17 protein-coding genes and 2 pseudogenes are annotated in these 20,281 nt (G+C 34.4%); 15 read left to right on the top strand and 4 right to left on the bottom strand.

The features are described 5' to 3' along the window. Nucleotides 1-12 precede the first annotated feature (12 nt). The 3 genes and pseudogenes from AC1DEF_RS11230 to AC1DEF_RS11220 all read left to right on the top strand — a co-directional run. A pseudogene (locus AC1DEF_RS11230) lies at nt 13-707 on the top strand (IS3 family transposase); the annotation flags it as partial. Nucleotides 708-851: 144 nt separating this feature from the next. After that, on the top strand, nt 852-1,862 hold the full coding sequence (locus AC1DEF_RS11225) for a DUF3231 family protein (RefSeq protein WP_097825048.1): 1,011 nt from the start codon (nt 852-854) through the stop codon (nt 1,860-1,862). A 10-nt stretch (nt 1,863-1,872) separates the two neighbouring features. Then, nucleotides 1,873-2,340: a hypothetical protein gene (locus tag AC1DEF_RS11220; RefSeq protein ID WP_097825047.1), complete on the top strand. Its 468-nt coding sequence runs from the start codon at nt 1,873-1,875 to the stop codon at nt 2,338-2,340. A 283-nt stretch (nt 2,341-2,623) separates the two neighbouring features. Here AC1DEF_RS11220 and AC1DEF_RS11215 read toward each other — a convergent pair whose 3' ends face one another. From AC1DEF_RS11215 to AC1DEF_RS11205, 3 genes are all read right to left on the bottom strand, one after another. After that, a complete protein-coding gene (locus AC1DEF_RS11215; protein ID WP_176521346.1) occupies nt 2,624-2,851 on the bottom strand; it encodes an HNH endonuclease in 228 nt (75 codons plus the stop codon). Between the two features lie 116 nt (nt 2,852-2,967). After that, entirely contained in the window at nt 2,968-3,093 is a 126-nt protein-coding gene (locus AC1DEF_RS11210; protein ID WP_368484546.1) for a group II intron maturase-specific domain-containing protein, read from the bottom strand. A gap of 510 nt (nt 3,094-3,603) precedes the next feature. Further along, a complete protein-coding gene (locus tag AC1DEF_RS11205; protein WP_097825045.1) occupies nt 3,604-4,122 on the bottom strand; it encodes a DJ-1/PfpI family protein in 519 nt (172 codons plus the stop codon). Between the two features lie 144 nt (nt 4,123-4,266). Here AC1DEF_RS11205 and AC1DEF_RS11200 point away from each other — a divergent pair, with 144 nt between their 5' ends. The 12 genes and pseudogenes from AC1DEF_RS11200 (at nt 4,267) to AC1DEF_RS11145 (ending at nt 18,621) form a co-directional block, all read left to right on the top strand. Further along, on the top strand, nt 4,267-4,647 hold the full coding sequence (locus AC1DEF_RS11200; protein WP_097825044.1) for a winged helix-turn-helix transcriptional regulator: 381 nt from the start codon (nt 4,267-4,269) through the stop codon (nt 4,645-4,647). Between the two features lie 488 nt (nt 4,648-5,135). Then, nucleotides 5,136-6,848 carry an assimilatory sulfite reductase (NADPH) hemoprotein subunit gene (gene cysI / locus AC1DEF_RS11195; protein ID WP_477727368.1) on the top strand — a complete coding sequence of 571 codons (1,713 nt, stop codon included), beginning with the start codon at nt 5,136-5,138 and terminating at the stop codon, nt 6,846-6,848. Nucleotides 6,849-7,098: 250 nt separating this feature from the next. Beyond that, complete coding sequence (locus tag AC1DEF_RS11190; RefSeq protein ID WP_097825042.1) at nt 7,099-7,905, top strand: uroporphyrinogen-III synthase; 807 nt, start codon at nt 7,099-7,101, stop codon at nt 7,903-7,905. 52 nt (nt 7,906-7,957) lie between these two features. Then, the gene (pdxR, locus tag AC1DEF_RS11185) at nt 7,958-9,397 is read left to right on the top strand and encodes a MocR-like pyridoxine biosynthesis transcription factor PdxR (protein ID WP_097825041.1); all 1,440 of its coding nucleotides are present in this window, start codon (nt 7,958-7,960) and stop codon (nt 9,395-9,397) included. A 568-nt stretch (nt 9,398-9,965) separates the two neighbouring features. Continuing rightward, on the top strand, nt 9,966-11,078 hold the full coding sequence (hisC, locus tag AC1DEF_RS11180; RefSeq protein ID WP_097825040.1) for a histidinol-phosphate transaminase: 1,113 nt from the start codon (nt 9,966-9,968) through the stop codon (nt 11,076-11,078). Nucleotides 11,079-11,109: 31 nt separating this feature from the next. Continuing rightward, a complete protein-coding gene (locus AC1DEF_RS11175; protein ID WP_097825039.1) occupies nt 11,110-12,405 on the top strand; it encodes an aminotransferase class I/II-fold pyridoxal phosphate-dependent enzyme in 1,296 nt (431 codons plus the stop codon). A 29-nt stretch (nt 12,406-12,434) separates the two neighbouring features. Continuing rightward, nucleotides 12,435-13,178, top strand: a complete 744-nt coding sequence (gene hemQ, locus AC1DEF_RS11170) for a hydrogen peroxide-dependent heme synthase (RefSeq protein WP_097825038.1) — start codon at nt 12,435-12,437, stop codon at nt 13,176-13,178. Nucleotides 13,179-13,218: 40 nt separating this feature from the next. Continuing rightward, nucleotides 13,219-14,694, top strand: a complete 1,476-nt coding sequence (locus AC1DEF_RS11165) for an aminotransferase class I/II-fold pyridoxal phosphate-dependent enzyme (protein ID WP_097825037.1) — start codon at nt 13,219-13,221, stop codon at nt 14,692-14,694. Nucleotides 14,695-14,807: 113 nt separating this feature from the next. After that, nucleotides 14,808-15,221, top strand: a complete 414-nt coding sequence (locus tag AC1DEF_RS11160) for a YfmQ family protein (protein WP_097825036.1) — start codon at nt 14,808-14,810, stop codon at nt 15,219-15,221. An 868-nt stretch (nt 15,222-16,089) separates the two neighbouring features. Next, nucleotides 16,090-16,725: an FMN-dependent NADH-azoreductase gene (locus AC1DEF_RS11155; RefSeq protein WP_097825035.1), complete on the top strand. Its 636-nt coding sequence runs from the start codon at nt 16,090-16,092 to the stop codon at nt 16,723-16,725. Nucleotides 16,726-16,741: 16 nt separating this feature from the next. Further along, nucleotides 16,742-17,372 (top strand): annotated as a pseudogene (locus AC1DEF_RS11150) (DsbA family protein). A 550-nt stretch (nt 17,373-17,922) separates the two neighbouring features. Beyond that, the gene (locus AC1DEF_RS11145; RefSeq protein WP_097825034.1) at nt 17,923-18,621 is read left to right on the top strand and encodes an alpha/beta fold hydrolase; all 699 of its coding nucleotides are present in this window, start codon (nt 17,923-17,925) and stop codon (nt 18,619-18,621) included. Nucleotides 18,622-19,155: 534 nt separating this feature from the next. Here the strand turns inward: AC1DEF_RS11145 and AC1DEF_RS11140 are convergent. Then, the gene (locus AC1DEF_RS11140; protein ID WP_097825033.1) at nt 19,156-20,244 is read right to left on the bottom strand and encodes an NAD(P)-dependent alcohol dehydrogenase; all 1,089 of its coding nucleotides are present in this window, start codon (nt 20,242-20,244) and stop codon (nt 19,156-19,158) included. Nucleotides 20,245-20,281: the final 37 nt, after the last annotated feature.

Genomic DNA, 20,281 nt, shown 5'->3' with positions numbered 1-20,281 from the left:
CACTGTTTGAAAAGTAAAGCGCGTTATGGTGCTCCAAAAATTCATCAGATCTTAGTAAACACTGGATTTCATCTAAGTCTAAAGCGTGTTCAGCGCTTAATGAAAAAGGCAGGAATTCATTCCGTTACAAAGAAAAAATACCGTCCCTATCCGTCAAATGAAAAGCTTATGCAGCTAGATAATCTGTTAAAACGAGATTTCTCTACACAGACGATTAATGTGAAATGGGTGGCAGATATTACGTATATTCCTACGGTAAGAGATGGTTGGTGCTATTTGGCGTCTGCATTGGATTTACATTCTAAAAAAATCGTTGGCTATTCTTTTTCCCGCTCAATGACATCCGAACTGGTCATTGAAGCACTTCAAAACGCTTATACTGCTTAAAAGCGCGGAAAGGGCTTAATTCTGCATACCGATCTTGGCTCACAATACACAAGTAGTGAGTTTACTCAACATGTCCAAAAATACAACACAAACAGTCTTTCTGCCAGAAAGGCTGCCCTTATGGTAATGCCTGCATAGAGTCGTTTCATGCCATATTAAAGAAAGAAGAAGTGCATCATAAGCAATACACAGACTATTCAGCTGTAAAAGTAGCCATGTTTCAGTTTGTAGAAGGATGGTATAACCGAAACAGAATCCATAGTAGTCTCGGCTATCAAACTCCTCAAGCGATTGAGGATCAAATAAGAAAAACAGCTTAAGACTTAACTTTTTTGTATCCAAGTTATTGACTTAAATCCAACATGAAAATCTAAAATGTCTTAGACAAATAAAATAAAAACGTTTAAGTATGCACAAATGGTTATACTAATCCTGTCTTTTAAAAATACATTAGGAGGGTAAAAATGGATAACCTTCACCATGAAGCTAAAATTACAGCATCAGAACTCGCATGCCTTTGGACACAATATTTAAATGATAGTTTATCACGCTGTATTCTTCGTTATTTTATCAATCATGTAAAAGATCAAAACATTAATGAAGTTCTTCAATATGCTCTTGAATTAGCAGAAAATCATCTTGAAAAGATTAAACAATTTTTAACGCAAGAAGATTACCCAATTCCAATAGGGTTTACAAACGAAGACGTTACAGTAGATGCACCGCCTTTATTTACTGATACATGTATGATTGTTTATTTACAAATCATGTCTATTCACGGTCTCACTAGGTATTCTGGTGCAGTTGGTCTTTCAGTTAGAGAAGACCAGAGAACATACTTTATTAAATGTAATACTGAAACGATGGAATTGTATAATAGGGCAACGAATGTTTTGGTACAAAAGGGAATAATGAGTAGACCTCCGGCACTAAACAATAAACAGAAAATTGATTTTGTAAAGGAACAAAATTTTTTAAGAGGCTGGTTTGGTAAACATAGACCGATTAATGCAATCGAAATTAGTGGTGCATTCCTTAATATGCAGAAAACATTAGTGAAAATAGTACTTGAGTTAGGGTTTAGTCAAGTTGCTCAATCTAAAGACGTTCGAGATTACATGGAAAGAAGCAGAAAGCTTTGCGAAAAACACTTTAATATCCTAACATCAATGTTAGAAGAGGATAATTTACACGCGCCAAGAACATTTGAATCAGAAGTAACTGATTCAACAGTTCCTCCTTTTTCAGATAAGTTAATGATGTACCATGTGGCAGCACTACTCTCTGCTGCTATAGGTTATTACGGGGAAGCTTTATCTATATGTCAAAGAAGAGATCTGTCCGCTGATTACACACGTATGATTACAGAAATGGCGCTATTAGCTGAAGATGGGGCAAACCTTTTAATAAATAAGGGATGGATGGAACAGCCACCTGCTGCTGCAGACCGTCAAGGCTTGGCAAAAAACAAATGATGTGAGTTTTATGGAAAAAGAGGATAAAGTTGTAGAAAGAATTTTATGGAGTATTGCCTTACCAGGCTTTGGCCAAATATTAAACGGTAAACTTTTAAAAGGTATTCTTTTTATTGCCCTTGAATTTATGATAAATCTAAATTCTCATTTTAATGAAATTATTCGATTAAGCTTTATAGGGGAAATAGAAGACTCAATCACTCAAACAAATTATCAGTGGCTTATGTTTTATCCTTGCATCTATTTTTTTGCGATGTGGGACGCATTTAAAGATGCAGGTGGAGGAAAGGAACCTTATTCCTATCTTCCGTTTTTATTCTCTGCATGTTTTGTAACTTTAGGGATTATGTATTCAACGAACATTAAATTATTCGGTATTATACTGGGAACTGTATGGTTTCCAATGATTTGTGTAATACCAGGATTAATTATCGGTTTCTCCTTAAAAAACATCATAAAAAAGAAGAAGTGTAACTAAGCTCCTTTTTTATACAGTACGGAGTATTTGTAAAGAGCTCAAAACGTTGATAAATCAACAATATATGAAAGATAATTGTAGAACTGAAGCTAATTCTTGATATACAAGGAATAGCTTGGTTCCTTTAAGAGTGATTGATTATATTAAGTTCAGTCGGGTAAGTTAGGGGCATCGCTGCCCCTTGTCCGGTAGGAAGATGACTTTACGATTTATGCCTCCCCCCTCAGAACCGTGCTTGAAAGTTTCCTTTCACACGGCTCAAGCATACATTTATCCTAACGTCTTAGTTGCGGGTCCTACCAATCTGATTTTTATATAAATACTTCTTTGCTGCTAGTAGTTGTTTGTCAGTTGGGACAGGTCCCTTCGCAGGAAAAATGCGAAGATGTAGGATGTGACAACTGCTATGGACAAGTTGTAAATTTCTATATTCATCACTTCCACCTTTAATCTTAGGGATTTTATGATGTGTTTCAAATTCTTTACTGAAGTCCGCAATAGAGTAGTACATAGCGAACATTTATATTTTTGTTTATTATCCATTTTTTTCTGTATATCAGTTAATATCCACTTGCTTTTGTCTTAAACAATTTTATCTGGTTTAAAGTATCTCTTTGTAATCCATTTTCACGTTTTTTTGGGATGTAACGTTTTAAGGAACCTATAAGTGATCTTCCAAATATAGTTGTCTACATATTGGAAAATTTCTTTGGTGACGGAAGATTTCCAGTAATTAGCTGTCCCTATTAGTATGGGGTTAATTTGGCAATAAAAGCACCAATATTTTGATCATTTAAACTCCTTGCTTCCAATTTCTACAGATGCGATAGGGATAGGTAGGGTCTTTACTCCGGGTAAGATGCGGGACGCATCAGAGTAACATTATGATTCTACTTTTTCTCTTGACGAGACCCAAGCACAGCTGTGCATTATCTTGAGCTAACCCTTACGAAGCTTACAAACCTTCACTTTTGTTTACCATACCTATCTTCTCCTAGCAGTATTCTGGACCATGCATTTGTCCTCTGTTTCCATATTTCCTCATGCAACCGACAGACTCGTTACCAAGAATGCTGTTTCGGATGGAGGTCATCTCTACGTCTAGATGAGTAGCGTTAGCTACACTGTCAGAAAGCGACTTCTTGTCGCACCATAATGTGATTTATCGGAATTAAACGATAGTAAACCCTCCTTAAAAAAGGAGGGTTTACTATTATCTAAATAAAGTTCTATCTTAATTAAAATCTCTTTGTTACTTAAAAATTATCTCAAAGCTTTTACTAAACTTTGACCAAATTCTTTTGCACCATCTGGACCATCACTAGTAATGATGTCGTTATATGCGACAACATGTTCTGAGACATATTTTACGTTATTATCTTTTAATTGATTAACCTGTATATCGACTGGATAACATGTTGCTGTTCGTCCTTCAAGAAGACCTGTTTGAACTACAGAAACTGAACCTGCACAAATTCCAGTTACAAGAACTTTTTGCTCGTAAGCTTGTTTTAAGTAAGTTTGTAAGTCTTGGTTATTCCATAAATAATCGTTTGTGCCAGAACCTCCAATAACAGCTACGGCATTATAATCATTAGATGAAACATCAGTAAAAAGAGTAGTTGATTCTACTTTACCTTGATAATCTCCTATGATTTCACCTGTTTTTGTACTTGCAATTGTTACTTCAATACCTTCATTTTCTAATGCTTCTTTTGGATGAAATAATTCATCTTCGTTGAATCGTTCCGGTGGTATAATAAATAGTGCTTTCTTACTCATTGTATGTCTTCCTCCTGAAATATAAAAATTATTTAAAACCTAAACATAGTTTAACTTGGCCTTTGTAGCCTGTGAAGAACGCACTTTATTGTGCGGAGGTTACTAAAAGGTTACTATTGTAAGAATAAAAGGAGAATGAGATTGATGTCAGATACATTGCGAGAAGAAATTAGAAAAAAGATACTAAATGGCGATTTTAATTGTGAAAAAGAACTTACTTTATCTATCCTTAGTGGAAAATGGAAAGTTGTGATTTTATGGCACTTAGGAGTAGAAGGCCCACACCGATTTAGTGACCTTCAAAAGCTCTTTCCAAAAATATCTCATAAGATATTATCAAACCAGTTACGTGAACTAATGGAAGATGGAATCATACATAGAGAAGTTTTTCCTGAAATTCCTCCTCGAGTTGAATACTCGATGACTGAACTAGGAATAACATTGTTACCTATAGTAGAAATGATGTATGAATGGGGACAAAAAAGAATGGTTGATTTAAAAAAACAAATTAACTCTAAAGACTAAATACATAAAATCTTGTATTTTGAGCAAACTACCCAAGATGCCTGAACGGCGTCTTCCACTGCAACCTTGTATATAGAAGACACTCGTTAAAAAGAAGCCTTGTTCTATAAGAACAAAGGCTTCTTTTTATATTATAATTCTCATCTTTACAGCGAATTGACACTCTAGTTACAATAAGATCCAATTTGTTGCTAATAAGTATAAATATTTTTATTTACCATTAGTGAGTTCCATAAATTATTTGGAATTGCTGCTTAAGACTAGATTCACCTAGAAAACTTTTCACCTCTTTATATTCTCTTTAAGTATTGGCACCGGAACCTGAAAAAGTACATTTATTTAAGTGGTTGGTGAAAACATCTTCTTATTGGATGGTCCATTTTATTCCTTTTATCTTATTATTTTAAGAGTGAGGATATATTGAAACTTAAAAGAAAAAACGTTACTACGTAATTGACAAGGTACTTAAATCGAAGGGAGTTTTCTATATGGTGAATCAAATATTAAAAGCACCAGATGGCCCACCAAGTGATGTAGAACGTATAAAAAAAGAGAGTAACTATTTGCGGGGATCCCTAGCACAATCCATGTTAGAACCAATCAGCGCAGGAATTTCAGACGATGACAATCGTTTGATGAAATTTCATGGAAGCTACCTACAGGATGACAGGGATTTACGCAATGAACGTCAAAAACAGAGACTTGAACCAGCATATCAGTTTATGGTTCGTGTCCGAAGACCAGGTGGCGTGGCGACACCAAAACAGTGGTTGGTCTTAGATGAACTTGCACAAAAGTATGGGAATGGAACCCTCAAATTATCAACACGCCAAGCATTTCAAATGCATGGGATTCTAAAATGGAATATGAAAAAAACGATTCAAGAAATTGATTCAGCGCTTATGGATACTATCGCAGCCTGTGGTGATGTAAATAGAAATGTAATGTGTAATCCAAATCCTTATCAATCTGAAATTCATGCTGAGGTTTATGAATGGGCTAAACAATTAAGTGATAAGCTATTACCTCGTACTAGAGCGTACCATGAAATTTGGCTTGATGAGAAAAAAGTGGCTGGTACACCAGATTTAGAAGAAGTAGAACCTATGTATGGTCCACTTTATTTACCAAGAAAGTTCAAAATTGGTATTGCAGTCCCACCATCTAATGATATTGATGTTTTTTCACAAGATATTGGACTTATTGCCATCGCTGAAAACGAAAAACTAGCAGGTTTTAATATAGCTATTGGTGGTGGAATGGGAATGTCCCATGGTGACACCAAAACATACCCTCAACTTGCGAAATTAATAGGTTTTTGTAAGCCAGAACAAATCTATGATGTAGCAGAGAAAGTCATTACAATTCAGCGTGACTATGGCAATCGTTCTGAACGAAAAAATGCCCGGTTCAAATATACAGTTGACCGCCTCGGATTAGAAACCGTTAAAAATGAATTAGAAAATCGCCTTGGTTGGTCATTAGATAAGGTAAGACCGTATAAATTTGATAGTAACGGTGATCGTTATGGATGGACAAAAGGTATTCAAGAAAAATGGAATTTCACCCTGTTTGTTGAGGGTGGTCGTATTGGAGATTTTGAAGACTATAAACTAATGACTGGTTTACGAGAAATTGCCAGGGTCCATACCGGTGATTTTCGCTTAACTGCTAATCAAAACCTAGTCATTGCTAATGTATCAAACAAGAAAGAAATTAACGAGTTGATCGAACAATATGATTTAACAGATGGTAAGTATTTCTCAGCACTTCGTCGTAGTTCATTGGCATGCGTAGCATTCCCAACCTGTGGATTAGCAATGGCAGAAGCTGAACGTTATTTACCAACTCTTCTCGATAAGATCCAGGTTATTGTTGATGAAAATGGCTTACGCAATGAGAAAATAACGATTCGTATGACTGGGTGTCCGAATGGATGTGCCCGTCATGCATTAGGGGAAATAGGATTTATCGGTAAAGCACCAGGCAAATACAATATGTATCTCGGTGCTGCCTTTGACGGTAGTCGTCTAAGTAAAATCTATCGTGAGAATATTGGGGAAGAAGAGATTTTAAACGAATTACGTGTACTTCTTTCTCATTACGCAAAGGAGCGTAATGAAGGAGAGCACTTTGGGGACTTTGTTATTCGTGCAGGCATTGTTAAAGCAACTACAGATGGTGCTAATTTCCATGTATAAAATAAAGAAGAGACAGGAATAGAGTCCTGTCTCTTCTTTACAATTCCACCTTATTTATGAGGGATTTGGTACGTTCGTGAAATTACTATCTTAAATATTAAGTGGATGACTTATTAAAAGTAAAATTGGATGGTTATTTTTTTTATAAAGCCTTTAATATAAAAATAAAAAGCTAAATAATTTTAAAGAATAAGACAGTATAAAGTAAGTATTAAAGATAGAGAATTTGAAATGAGATGAGGAAAAACAGGTGACAAAGAAATTATCAGTTAAGCGCGTAGTTATTGGAGCTTCGCGTAAAACAGAAGAAATAAGTATGTTAATTGAAAAGCAAGGTGGGACTCCTATTATAAGATCTCTTCAAGGAACTGTATTTTTAGCAAAAAAGGAATTAGGTGTAGATTTACAACAGGTTATAAGTGCCGGAGTAGATTGGGCCATTTTCACGACAGGAATTGGAGTTGAGACACTTTTAACTACAACTGAAGAGTTGGGTATTCAAACTGAGTTTCTTAGAATTATTCGTCATGCTAATGTAGCAACAAGGGGATACAAAACATTATCTACCCTCAAAAAAATGGACATTAATCCAGTTGCAACAGATGAGGATGGTACCACTCAAAGTTTACTACACTCTTTAGAGGATTTCGATCTTAAAGGAAAAAAAGTCATGGTACAGCTTCACGGTGAGAAGGCGCCCAGATTAATTAAGTTTCTTGAAGATAGGGGAGCACATGTATTTAAGGTTTTACCGTATCAACATATTGCTCCTGATTCAGAAATTGTAGAGAAACTATGTAATGAATTAATGAACAATGAAATAGACGCAGTTTGCTTTACCACAGCTATTCAAGTGCGATCTCTTTTTGATTTTGCTAAAGAAAATAATTATTTACGAGGGGTTGAGCATGCATTTAAAGAACAAGTTGTAGCTGTTGCAGTGGGGAAAGTAACAGCTGAGGCATTAAACGAAGAAGGGATTCAAAGAATAATTGTTCCAGAAAAAGAAAGAATGGGTGCAATGATTATAGAACTGTCTCGTTTTTATGCAAACTAATTACTATACAGTGGGGATTTACTGGAGAACTAAAGGTAAGGATGAAGTGAAAATGAATTGGAAACCAGATCGTTCAGATAAAAAACCTATTTATAAACAAATTGCTAATTATATAGAACATGGAATTGCTACAGGAATCTTCTCTCCCGATAGCATGCTACCATCAGAGCGAGCACTTGCAAGTGAATTAGGAGTAAACAGAAGTACTATTATATCAGCGTATGAAGAGTTACACTCTTTAGGCATTGTTGAACGAAAAAAGGGTAGTGGAACACGTATAAGTACAAACATTTGGGGGATTTCTCACAAACGAATTCCAAATTGGGGGAGATACGTAGAAGATGGTTCATTTTTACCTAACCTGCCGTTAGTTCAAAAAATTCGTACAGAAACGCAAAAAGATGATTTTATTAATTTGGCAAGTGGTGAGTTAGCACCTCATTTATTTCCATCTAATCAATTTCGTGAAATTCTTTCAGAACAGCCATTTATGGAACATTTAGGATATGACCATCCACAAGGTAATGAAATTTTAAGAGAAACTATTTTTAAACATGTGAAACAATATAAAGATATAGATACGGATCCTTCTTCAATTCTCGTTACCTCAGGGGCGCAGCAAGCACTTCACCTTATTGTCCAATGCTTATTAAAGCCGGGGGATGCTGTGGCAATTGAGGATCCATCTTATTGTTTTTCTCTTCCTATTTTTCAATCTGCAGGGCTTCGAACTTTTTTATTACCTGTAGATAAGGACGGAGTGAACCCTAATGACCTTATATCATTGCATAAAAAGCATCGTATTCGAATGGTTTTCTTAAATCCTGATCACCAAAATCCAACAGGCACAATTCTTTCTACACCCCGTCGAAAAAAAATATTAGAATTATCGTCTGAACTAGGTATTCCTATTGTTGAGGATGATCCTTATACGTTAACCACTTTTGATGGAGAAGTGAATCAAACATTAAAGTCAAAAGACTCTGATGGAAATGTTCTTTATGTTAGTTCTTTATCGAAAATTGTTGCTTCAGGGCTAAGAATTGGTTGGATTATAGGTCCTCAGTCAGTAATTCAAAGGCTCGCTGATGCTAAACAACAAGTTGATTTTGGCCATAGTATTTTCCCCCAATGGGTTGCAAACCAATTTTTAAGTTCATCATATTTTTCTGAGCATATCCTTACTATTAGAAAGAACCTTAAACTTCAAAGAGATGAACTTGCTAAAAGTCTTCATGAAGTTTTAAGTAACGAAGTTGAGTTTTACATGCCAAATGGTGGGGTTCACATGTGGTGTAAAATAAATAGTCCAATTGATGAAGGGCGTTTGCTTGAAGAATCGCTAAAAAAAGGGGTAGCTTTTGTTCCAGGGACTATCTTTGGTTCCGAAAAGGGATATGTACGCTTCACTTTTGGGCGAGAAAAAGTTGAATCAATTAGAGAAGGTATTCTTAGGTTTGCAGATGCTTTAAAAAGCGTGACTAACACATAAATTTTCTTAAGCATGTTACTTTTTAGATGAACACTGGCTTGATCCGATAATATTTTTATATAAAGTATTAATCAAGCATATAAATATGTCACGTAGAAATTATATAAAGACAAAAATGATTCATGAGAAATTCATGAGTCATTTTTGTCTCGAAAATGTTAATTTTGAAAAGGGGTTTTTAGAAAGTGGTTGGTTAAATTAACTCATAATTGGATGGTTCTTTTTCTTTTATATTCTTTATCATAAAAAGAAAGGCCATAAATGTTTATTTACTATCGCTCCTTCACAAAGTAATTTACTGGGATTTAGCTAAATTGAAATAAAGGTACCTATAGATTATATCGAGTGATAGCAAAGCCTGTTTATTTGGCTTATATAACTCTAGCGAGAGCTTTATTTAATCTGCGCCTCGAACTTATGTTAAGTATGTTCCAAAGTATATCTTTCAAAATCATGTGAATTACTTCACATTAAAATTAGTTTAAAGATAATTTTATTCAAAAACGAAGTGAATTGTCACCTATTTATGAATTTAAAATGAGTAAATTTTCTAGAAGGAGCCTTAAAAATGTCCATTCATCAAACTATACAAGCACGTAAAGTATTAGAACACATTCAGCCATATTCGCCAGGCAAACCTGTTTGGGAAGTACAAGAAGAGTTAGGGCTAGACCAAGTAATTAAAGTAGCCTCTAATGAAAATCCTTTAGGACCGTCTCCTAAAGCACTTGAAGCTATTTTAGTAAGTCTAACAGGAATTAACCGTTACCCAGACGCGAATGCTACAGATCTTAAGAGGCAAATTGCTGTTCGTTCTAATCTATCACCAGAGCAAATCATTGTGACAAATGGAGCTGACGAATTAATTACTTTGATTTCTGAAACGTTCTTGAACTTAGACGATGAAATCATTGTTCCTTCTCCTTCTTTTAGTGAGTATGACTTCGGTGCCTACTTAATGGGAGCTAAAGTTGTGGGTGTCCCTTTGGGAGAACATTACCAATATAATGTTGAATCCGTCCTTTCAGCTGTGACTCAACGAACAAAAATTGTTTATCTTTGTTCTCCGAATAATCCAACAGGTACTTACTTATCAAAAAAGCATTTACACATATTACTAGATTCTTTACCAAAGCACGTACTAGTTGTATTTGATGGAGCATATAGTCACTACGCGACAGCTGATGATTACACAGATGGAATTGAATATGTTAAATTAGGCTATCCAATTATTGTGTTACAAACTTTTTCTAAGATATATGGTCTTGCAGGCGTTCGAATTGGTTTTGGACTTGCGCCAGAAGCTATTGTACAAAATATTCTAAAAGTAAAAGAACCATTCAACGTTAATACTTTAGCTCAAGCAGCTGCCACAGCAGCTATAAATGACGATAAGCATTTTGAAGCCTCTCAAGAAGCCAACACACTAGGGCGCTTACAATTGTATGAAGGCTTTTCTAAACTTGGATTATCTTATACAGAGAGTATGAGTAATTTCGTACTTGTTAGGGTTGGACAAAAAGCAAAAGACGTTTATGAAGAACTTCTTTCTAAAGGAATTATCGTTCGGTACGGAGACACATGGGGACTGGAGGAATATATCAGAATTTCAGTAGATAAGCCAAAAGAAAATGATACTTTACTTAAAGCAATGGCTTCTGTTTTACAAGAGACGTGTTAACAATAATTTTATTTGTAAGGGGGAAGTTTTCATGCACAATATTGCTAAAAACCTAAACAACGTAATAAAAAGTGAAAATCCTTTTATTTATGACATGCTGTCAGACTTAGGTAAAAACTTATATAACCAGAAAGGTATTTTGAGTCAAAGTTCTGAAGCAAGCAAGCGAGCTTATCGATTTAATGCCACAATTGGGATTGCAACTGAAGAACATGAACCTATGCATTTTCAACATATACAAGATCATTTTATAGGATATGCTCCTGAAGATATCTATCCATATGCTCCCCCAGCTGGAAAGCAAGTATTGAGAGAGTTATGGAATGAAAAATTACTATTGGATAATCCATCTTTACATCATCAAAATTTTGGACTTCCAATTGTCACAAACGCTTTAACTCATGGCCTTAGTATTGCGGCGGACTTATTTGCAAATCCAGAGGATTCTGTAATTGTTCCTGATAAGTATTGGGGGAATTATCAATCAATCTTTCATGTTCGAAGAGGGGCACACTTATTAACTTATAAATTATTTAACAAAGATAGAAAACTTAATACATCCTCCTTTAGAGAAGCTTTATTTAATCAAAAATCAAAAGGAAAAGCTATTGTCCTTTTAAATTTCCCTAACAACCCGACAGGTTATACACCGGGTGCCAAGGAAGCTGAAGAAATCATTGCTGTTCTAAATGAAGCAGCTGAAGTAGGGATTAGTATTGTTGCTATTTTAGATGATGCTTACTTCGGATTATTTTATGAAAACTCTATTAAAGAATCTTTATTTGGTCAATTGGCTGGTCTACATCAAAAGATTTTGCCTATCAAGGTAGATGGAGCAACAAAAGAAAACTATGTCTGGGGACTAAGAGTTGGTTTCATTACGTATGCCTCCCCTAGTTCTGACATTCTAGATGCATTGGAGCAAAAAACAGTAGGTCTTATACGGGGAACTATTTCAAGTAGTTCTCATTTATCCCAAACTGTTATCTTACAGTCTCTGCAGTCACATGAATTTGAAAAAGAGAAACAGCAGAAATTTCAATTGATGGAACGAAGAGCTAAAAAAGCAAAAGAAGTATTGAATCAAAAAAAATATAATGATTACTGGTCTTATTATCCGTTTAACTCTGGTTACTTCATGTGTTTACAGCTTAAAAATATAAATGCAGAGACGCTTAGAATGCACTTATTAAATCAATATGGGGTAGGAACGGTTGCAATTAATCCCACAGATTTAAGAGTCGCTTTCTCTTGTGTAGAAGAACAAGAAATAGAGGAGCTATTTAATCTCATATATAAAGGCGCTGAATTCCATTCAAATCATTGAATGGAATTCAGCTTAGGAGTGAAAGAACAATGAATCAAGCAACTCAAACTTTAGACGGGTGGTACTGTCTACAAAATTTTTATAAGTTAAATTGGAAAACATGGAAACTTCTATCTGGTGATGAACGTCAAGTGGCTGTTGACGAATTTATAAAACTGAAAGAGAAATGGACTATTACTCAAAATAAAAAAGAAGGCAGCTATGGTATATTTCAGATTACTGGCCATAAAGCAGATCTTATGCTGATGTTTCTACGGCCAACTATGGAAGAACTTCAAGATATCGAAACCTCGTTTAATAAGACTAAGTTAGCTGAACACATGATACAAACTACCTCGTATGTATCTGTAGTAGAACTAAGTAATTACTTAAGTAAAGGTGAAAATCCATATGAAAAACCTGAAATTCGTTCCCTGTTATATCCTCTTTTACCTGACGCGAAATATATATGTTTTTATCCAATGAATAAACGCCGTCAAGGGAACGATAATTGGTATTCACTACCTATAGATGAACGTAATCAGATGATGCGAAGTCATAGTATGATTGGACGAAGTTACGCAGGAAAAGTCAAACAAATTATATTAGGTTCGGTTGGTTTAGATGATTTTGAATGGGGAGTAGCGTTATTTGCTGATGATGTTCTTCAGTTCAAAAAATTAATATATGAAATGCGGTTTGATGAAGTAAGTGCCCGTTACGGTGAATTTGGTTCTTTTTTTGTGGGACAAACACTGTCTAAAGAAAAAATTACACGTCTATTGCACATATAATTAAAAACAACATTAGATAAACTAAGAGGTGTATTAAAGATTGTATTCTCAATTTCAAACTCCATTATTTACAGCACTACTAGAACATGCAAACAAAAATCCAATCCAATTCCATATTCCAGGTCATAAAAAAGGAAATGGAATGGATCCTGAATTCAAGGAATTTATCGGTGAAAATGCACTTTCTATCGATTTAATTAATATTGCTCCGTTGGATGATTTACATCAGCCAAGGGGAATTATTAAACAGGCACAGGATTTGGCGGCTGAAGCGTTCGGTGCAGATCATACATTCTTTTCTATCCAAGGTACAAGTGGTGTGATTATGGCAATGATTATGTCTGTATGTGGGCCTGGCGATAAAATTATTTTGCCTCGTAACGTACACAAATCCATTATGAGTGGAATTGTACTTTCAGGTGCTACACCTATATTTATTCACCCTCAGGTAGATCCTAACCTTGGTATTTCACATGGGGTCCCGCCTGAATCTATTGAAAAAGTATTAAAACAACATCCAGATGCCAAAGCTGTACTTGTTATTAATCCCACGTACTTTGGAATTGCGGGGGATTTGAGAAAAATTGTAGAAATTACTCATTCCTATAATATTCCTGTACTTGTAGACGAAGCGCATGGTGTGCATATTCATTTTCATGATGAATTGCCTCTTTCTGCAATGCAAGCAGGAGCTGATATGGCAGCTACCAGCGTGCATAAGCTAGGAGGGTCAATGACACAAAGTTCTATACTAAATGTACAGGGGACACTTGTTTCACCAGAACGTATACAAGCTATTTTAAGTATGTTGACAACAACTTCTACCTCTTATATATTACTTGCTTCACTTGATACAGCAAGAAAATCTTTAGCAACAGAGGGACAAGCATTATTAGAAGAAACTATCCGTTTGGCTGAAAAAACTCGTGTTCTAATTAATGAAATTGATTATCTTTACTGTGTAGGTCGTGAAACTTTAGGCACATCTGCAACCTATGCAATAGATCCAACAAAAGTTATTGTTTCCGTAAAAGAATTAGGGATTACAGGGTATGCTGTAGAAAAATGGCTTCGTAAGAAATTTAATATTGAGGTTGAAATGTCTGACCTTTATAACATTCTTTGTATTATCACACCTGGTGATAAGGAAGAAGATCTTATAAAGCTTATTTACGCTTTAAGAGAACTTTCTCTAGAGTTTAATAATCAATCAGATGTTCATGTAAATAATGCCGTTCTATTGCCGGATATTCCAGTCCTTGCTTTAACACCTAGGGATGCTTTTTATGCAGAAACAGAAGTGGTGCCCTTCGAAGAATCAGTTGGAAGAATCATTGCAGAGTTTGTCATGGTTTATCCACCAGGTATACCTATTTTTATCCCTGGTGAAATTATTACAGAAGAGAATTTACTATATACTAAAAAAAATATAGAAGCAGGCCTTCCTGTGCAAGGTGCCGAAGATACTGCCTTAAAGTCACTTCGTGTTTTAAAGGAGCATCGTGCTTTTAAATAATTTCAAAATTATCCTTTTAAAGCTTCGTATAATCTATAAAACTAAATGAGAAACTTATCACAAAATAAATTATATAACAATATTTAGAGTGTAATTAATGGAGATGATAGAAGATGACATGGATTGTAGTACTTTCAATAATTGTTGCAAGTGCTCTAAAATTATTAATAACAACGATGCCAACGCCAGTAGTTAAGTGGTTTCTCGGAAAATTCGAACTACATTCTAAACTTGATCCCTCTCATGTAAGTATTAAAAAAGATGGGAAACAATTAGAAGGTGAACAGAAACTAAAATTTATTTCCGATTTTAATAAAGCAACTTTTCTAAAAAAATACTATGTACATCCAGGCAACGAACACTCTTTTTTACATCCTGAAAATGTTAAAACACCTTATATTATTAATTATAAAATAGGGAAAAAAGATGTCCAATTGTCTGTATATAGTTACAAAGATCGTATAGATGTAGTGAAGCAATACAAGAAGAAACTAGAAGCGTATAGCTTACTTTCTGATAATCTTTAAAAGCTGAATATTCATAAAAGAAAATCTTCAAAGTGTTCGTAATAAAGAATCTAGAAATAAGAAGGAATTCATTAATCCTACTTGTTTCTAGATCTTTATTTATAAGCATTTCATTTTCAAAGATAGTCAAAAAAAGAATGATTATAAACTTAATATACGGATAGTAGTCTCTTCTATTTATAATAAAGATCTTTTCTGTAAAGAAACCATCCAATACCATAATATTTAAACCACCAATTATCTAATATGAAATTAATTCGACTCCAGATATACGTATATTTGAACTCCTCTTGGTTCTAGTGCAAAAATACACTCTAGAAAAATAAATTGTCATTCTCCTTTGAATTATTAGCTTATGCAGATAACTAGAAAACTTTATGGATGAATTTTTTTGATTTTGGACAGAAGTCATCCTCTGGTGAATCTGTTTTATGCATGACTTCTATACCAAGCATTGTGTAATAAACGACTTCAGTCCCATCACAGAGCCTACTCGCTTCTTAATAAGACGGTGTGATCTTCTGAAGTAGTTACATAGTATCTAAGGAATCAGGACTTCATTTATCAATCAGTATCTATTTCGTTAGTGTTAACGCGTTTATGCAATCATTATATATGCGATGTTACACAAATGTTTTTTATCAAGTATATCGTTTAATTTTTATAATTGACTTAATAATACAATGTAACTACAATGGTTACATACAGTTGTTGTAACGATATTAGTTACAACAACTGCTTTACATGTGTTGCAAAGAGGAGCTCTTTTCTAACACTTATTGTTATACTAAATAATTATTTACTTGTTATTTTATAATAGTAAAAAAATTAATTGAATTTTATCTAATTTGAAGGGAAGTATTTATTTATGGCAAAAATTCTTTACATTACTGCGCATCCTCATGATGAGACTCAATCCTACAGTATGGCAGTAGGAAAAGCATTTATTGAAACATATAAAGAAATAAATCCAAATGATGAGGTCACTTATATTGATTTATATAAAGAGACAATTCCACACATTGATGCAGATGTCTTTAGTGGATGGGGGAAACTTCAATCAGGTTCAATTTTTGAACAACTTTCGCAAGAAGAACAAGCAAAAGTAGCGCGTCTTGGTGAGCTAAGTGATCAATTTATCTCAGCAGATAAATATATATTCGTTACCCCTTTCTGGAATTTCTCATTCCCGCCAGTAATGAAAGCATATTTAGATTCTGTCTCTGTAGCAGGCAAATCTTTTAAATATACAGAGCAAGGTCCCGTAGGGTTGTTAACAGATAAAAAGGCATTGCATATTCAAGCCCGTGGTGGTTTTTATTCTGAAGGACCAGCATCAGAGTTAGAAATGGGTCACCGTTATATTCAAGTTATGATGAATTTCTTTGGAGTTCCTGCTTTAGATGGTTTATTCATCGAAGGGCATAACGCTGCTCCTGAAAGAGCTCAAGAAATTAAAGAAAACGCAATTGCTCGTGCTAAAGAATTAGCGCAGAACTTTTAAGAAGGTACTATATATGATGGATAAAAAACAAGATACTCTTATATATGTATGGGACGCATACTGTGGTTGGTGTTACGGATTCTCGAAAAGCATTAATACTTTTTATGAAAAACACCCTGAACTTTCATTAACTGTTTTATCAGGAGGCTTATTTGTAGATGATAAAAAGCTACCAATAAAATCTTTTCCACACATTCCAGAGGCAAATAAAAGAATTAGTGAACTTACTGGTGTAGAATTTGGATCTTCCTACGAATCCTTATTGTTAGAAGGTAATTTTGTGCTAGATTCAGAAGCTGCAGCAATCGGATTTTCTGCATTACGTTCATTGGCACCAGAGCGCAGTTTAGAATTCACTTTGGCTATACAACGTGCATTTTATTTTCATGGCAAGAGTTTAAGTAACCCTGAAACCTATCGAGAAATAGCTATTTCTTATAACCTTGATGCTGAACTAATTGTAGAACGTTTTGAGAAAGAAGAAATTCTTAAAGATGCCCATAACGACTTTAAAAAAGTTCAAGGTCTAGGCATTCATAGCTACCCTACTTTACTTTTGAAAAGTGGAGGGAATTATCTTCCCCTTGGGGGGAGGCGCTATGACAGCCGATAAAATCGAAGAACGGTTTAAAAATATCTATTCATAAAATAACAGGACAGCATAAAATCACTCTTTATTTAAATAGTTCTATATTGCATGAAGAGTGCTCTTTTTAAAATTCAATTATTATTTATCCGATTTTTGTTTCTTCTGACTTGTATTTTAAGATACTAATTGAGGGAATAGCAAATACTCCGTAATGGATCAATTCAAGAATTAAAGGTTAAGGAATTTCCAAAGCACTCGTAAACACAACCCGTTTTTCTTACAAAATTTATCCACTGGCTATATTGCTACTTTTAGTTCCCTTCAAGAAAAAGTAATGTTCACTATGGGAATGTTCGACATAAATTCTTGCCATTGATCCATTACTTTAAATGGTAAGAATTAATACAAATCCGAAGGTTTTTAGATATATTATATAGTGATCTATAAAACATACGCTGTGCTTCAATTGTCAGCTCTAAAAACCAATGTTTATTTATATTCTTTAGTAAAACCTTAGTATGTATGGACTTTAGAAAGCCGTTAAGAAAAGATGAATTTATTTAATGCTATACACAATATTATTGATTTTGAATTGGAGTGAGTATAATTTGAGTACTTATGTATTAGTCCACGGCGCATGGCAAGGAAGATGGATTTGGAACAAAGTGGTTCCTTTGTTAGAAAACGAGGGGCATACGGTAATAACAATTGATTTGCCTGGAAGTGGCGATGATCAAACATCTCCGCAAGAGGTAACGTTAAAAAGTTACACAGATAGTGTTGTTCAGGCAATTGTACAAGCAAAAGATTCCGTTATTTTAGTGGGTCATAGTATGGGAGGAGCCGTAATCACTCAAACAGCAGAATATTGCTCTGATAAAATTGAAAGGCTTATTTATTTATGCGCATTCGTTCCCAAAAATGGGCAAAGCTTAGGTAGCTTAAATGAGGGGAAAGAAGGACCGAAAATAATTGTAGATCAGGATAAAAAAACTTCTACTTTAATTGATGAATATATTATTAATACATTTTTTAATGAATGTTCTAAACAAGATGCAATTAAAGCAAAAGAAAAAGTCCGTCCCCAACCTTTATTACCATTTACACAAGAAATGAAGTTGACTAAAGAAAAGTATGATAAGGTGCCGCGTATATATGTTGAAACAACAAAAGATCATGCAATTCATATCGATTTTCAACGAAAAATGCATAGGCAATTAGATTTTGAAAAAATTATTAGTATGGATGCAGACCATTCTCCTTTTTTATCTTATCCAGAAGAATTAGTGAAGCATTTATTGGATTAGATTAATTGTCAATAAAGAGAATATTATTTAAATTTGAATATTAAGAAAGTATTAATGCCCAAAGAACTATTCTAGTAGTATTATGCCTTTTGTATTCTCTATCAGTAATTATTAATATCAAGTTCAAATAACTTCTATCCTGAAAGCATACCGAATCTGGTTTTTTACTCGCTCGATTGTGAAATCAAGTTTATGACTATTTAATGAGCAATAAGTAGATCCAACATTGATCTCTTTCCTAAATCCTAAGTCATGGACAACTCTACCACTTATGAAAAGTCCTTTACTATTAATTGAAAAGAGGCAAACTTACCAAAGGTGAGGAATGTTCTCCAATTATGAGTAGTCTAGAATTTCCGGTGCAGTTTTCGCCTTATTACACATACCTAGAGCGAAAACCCTAGGATTTAGATAGTTATCTAGTAGGTAATTATGAGCAAAAATAAAGAAAGAAAAAGTCAAGTAACGCCCCTTAATATTTAAGGGAGCATTGTTTGACTTTTTCTTATAGAAGCTATAAAAGAAATTTCATTCTCACTGAATGCGAATGATTGGTTTAATCGTTATTCCTTTTTTAGAATCTTCAAATGCTTTATTAATTTGTTCGAAGTCATAAAATTTCACTAATTTATCAAAAGGAAATTGACCTGCTTTATAATAGTTAACCAAATGAGGGATGAATACGCGTGGCACTACGTCGCCTTCGATAACACCCATCATAGTTTTACCTTCAACCATTAAATCGTTATGCACATCAATGTTCATTTTAGGAGTTACTCCTAAAATAGCAACTGTACCTAATGGACGCAAACCTTGTAAACTTTGGCGAACTACAGATGGCACTCCAGTGGTCTCTACTGCATATTTCGTTCCACCGTTCGTTAAGGCTTTAATTTCTTCTACAGTGTCTATTTTTGAACCATTAAATATATGTGTAGCTCCTAACTCCTTTGCAAGCTCCAAGCGACTATCGTGTATGTCAACTGCTATAATACACTTACATCCCGCAATTTTTGCTGCCATAATTGCACTTAATCCTACAGCGCCAGCGCCGTATATTGCAATTGTTGACCCAAATTCTGGGCGGATACGATTCAATACTGTACCTGCTCCAGTTTGAATACCACACCCTAAAGGTCCAAGTAGTGTAATATCTACATCTTTATCTACTTTCACAACATTACGTTCATGTGCAATTGCATATGTACTAAATGAGGATTGTCCAAAAAAAGTAGATAATTTTTCACCATTTTGACTTAATCGATGGGTGTAATTAGTTGCTTTACCTCCAAAGTTTAGTTCATTAAATGTTTCACATACAGTTGGATGGCCAGTTAAACAGTTTTCGCAATGTCCACAATGTGAAAATGAAATTACAACATGATCACCTTTTTTTAAAGTTGTAACACTTTGACCTACACTTTCAATAATTCCTGATCCTTCATGACCTAATACAGCTGGAAGGGGTACAAGGGCTGCATCACGAGCAACTGCATCTGTATGACATACACCTGTAGCCACAATCTTCACTAATACCTGATTTTCTTTTGGAGTAGCTAAATCCACATGTTCAATCTTAAAATTCTTTCCTTGCTTATGCGTTACAGCTGCCTTAATTTTCATAGAAAACTATACTCCTTATTCAAAATATTTAAAGTGA

Source organism: Priestia sp. 10L35 (genome assembly GCF_056395685.1).
Note: the sequence above shows the minus strand (reverse complement) of the source record. Positions and strands in the feature narration are given on the sequence as shown.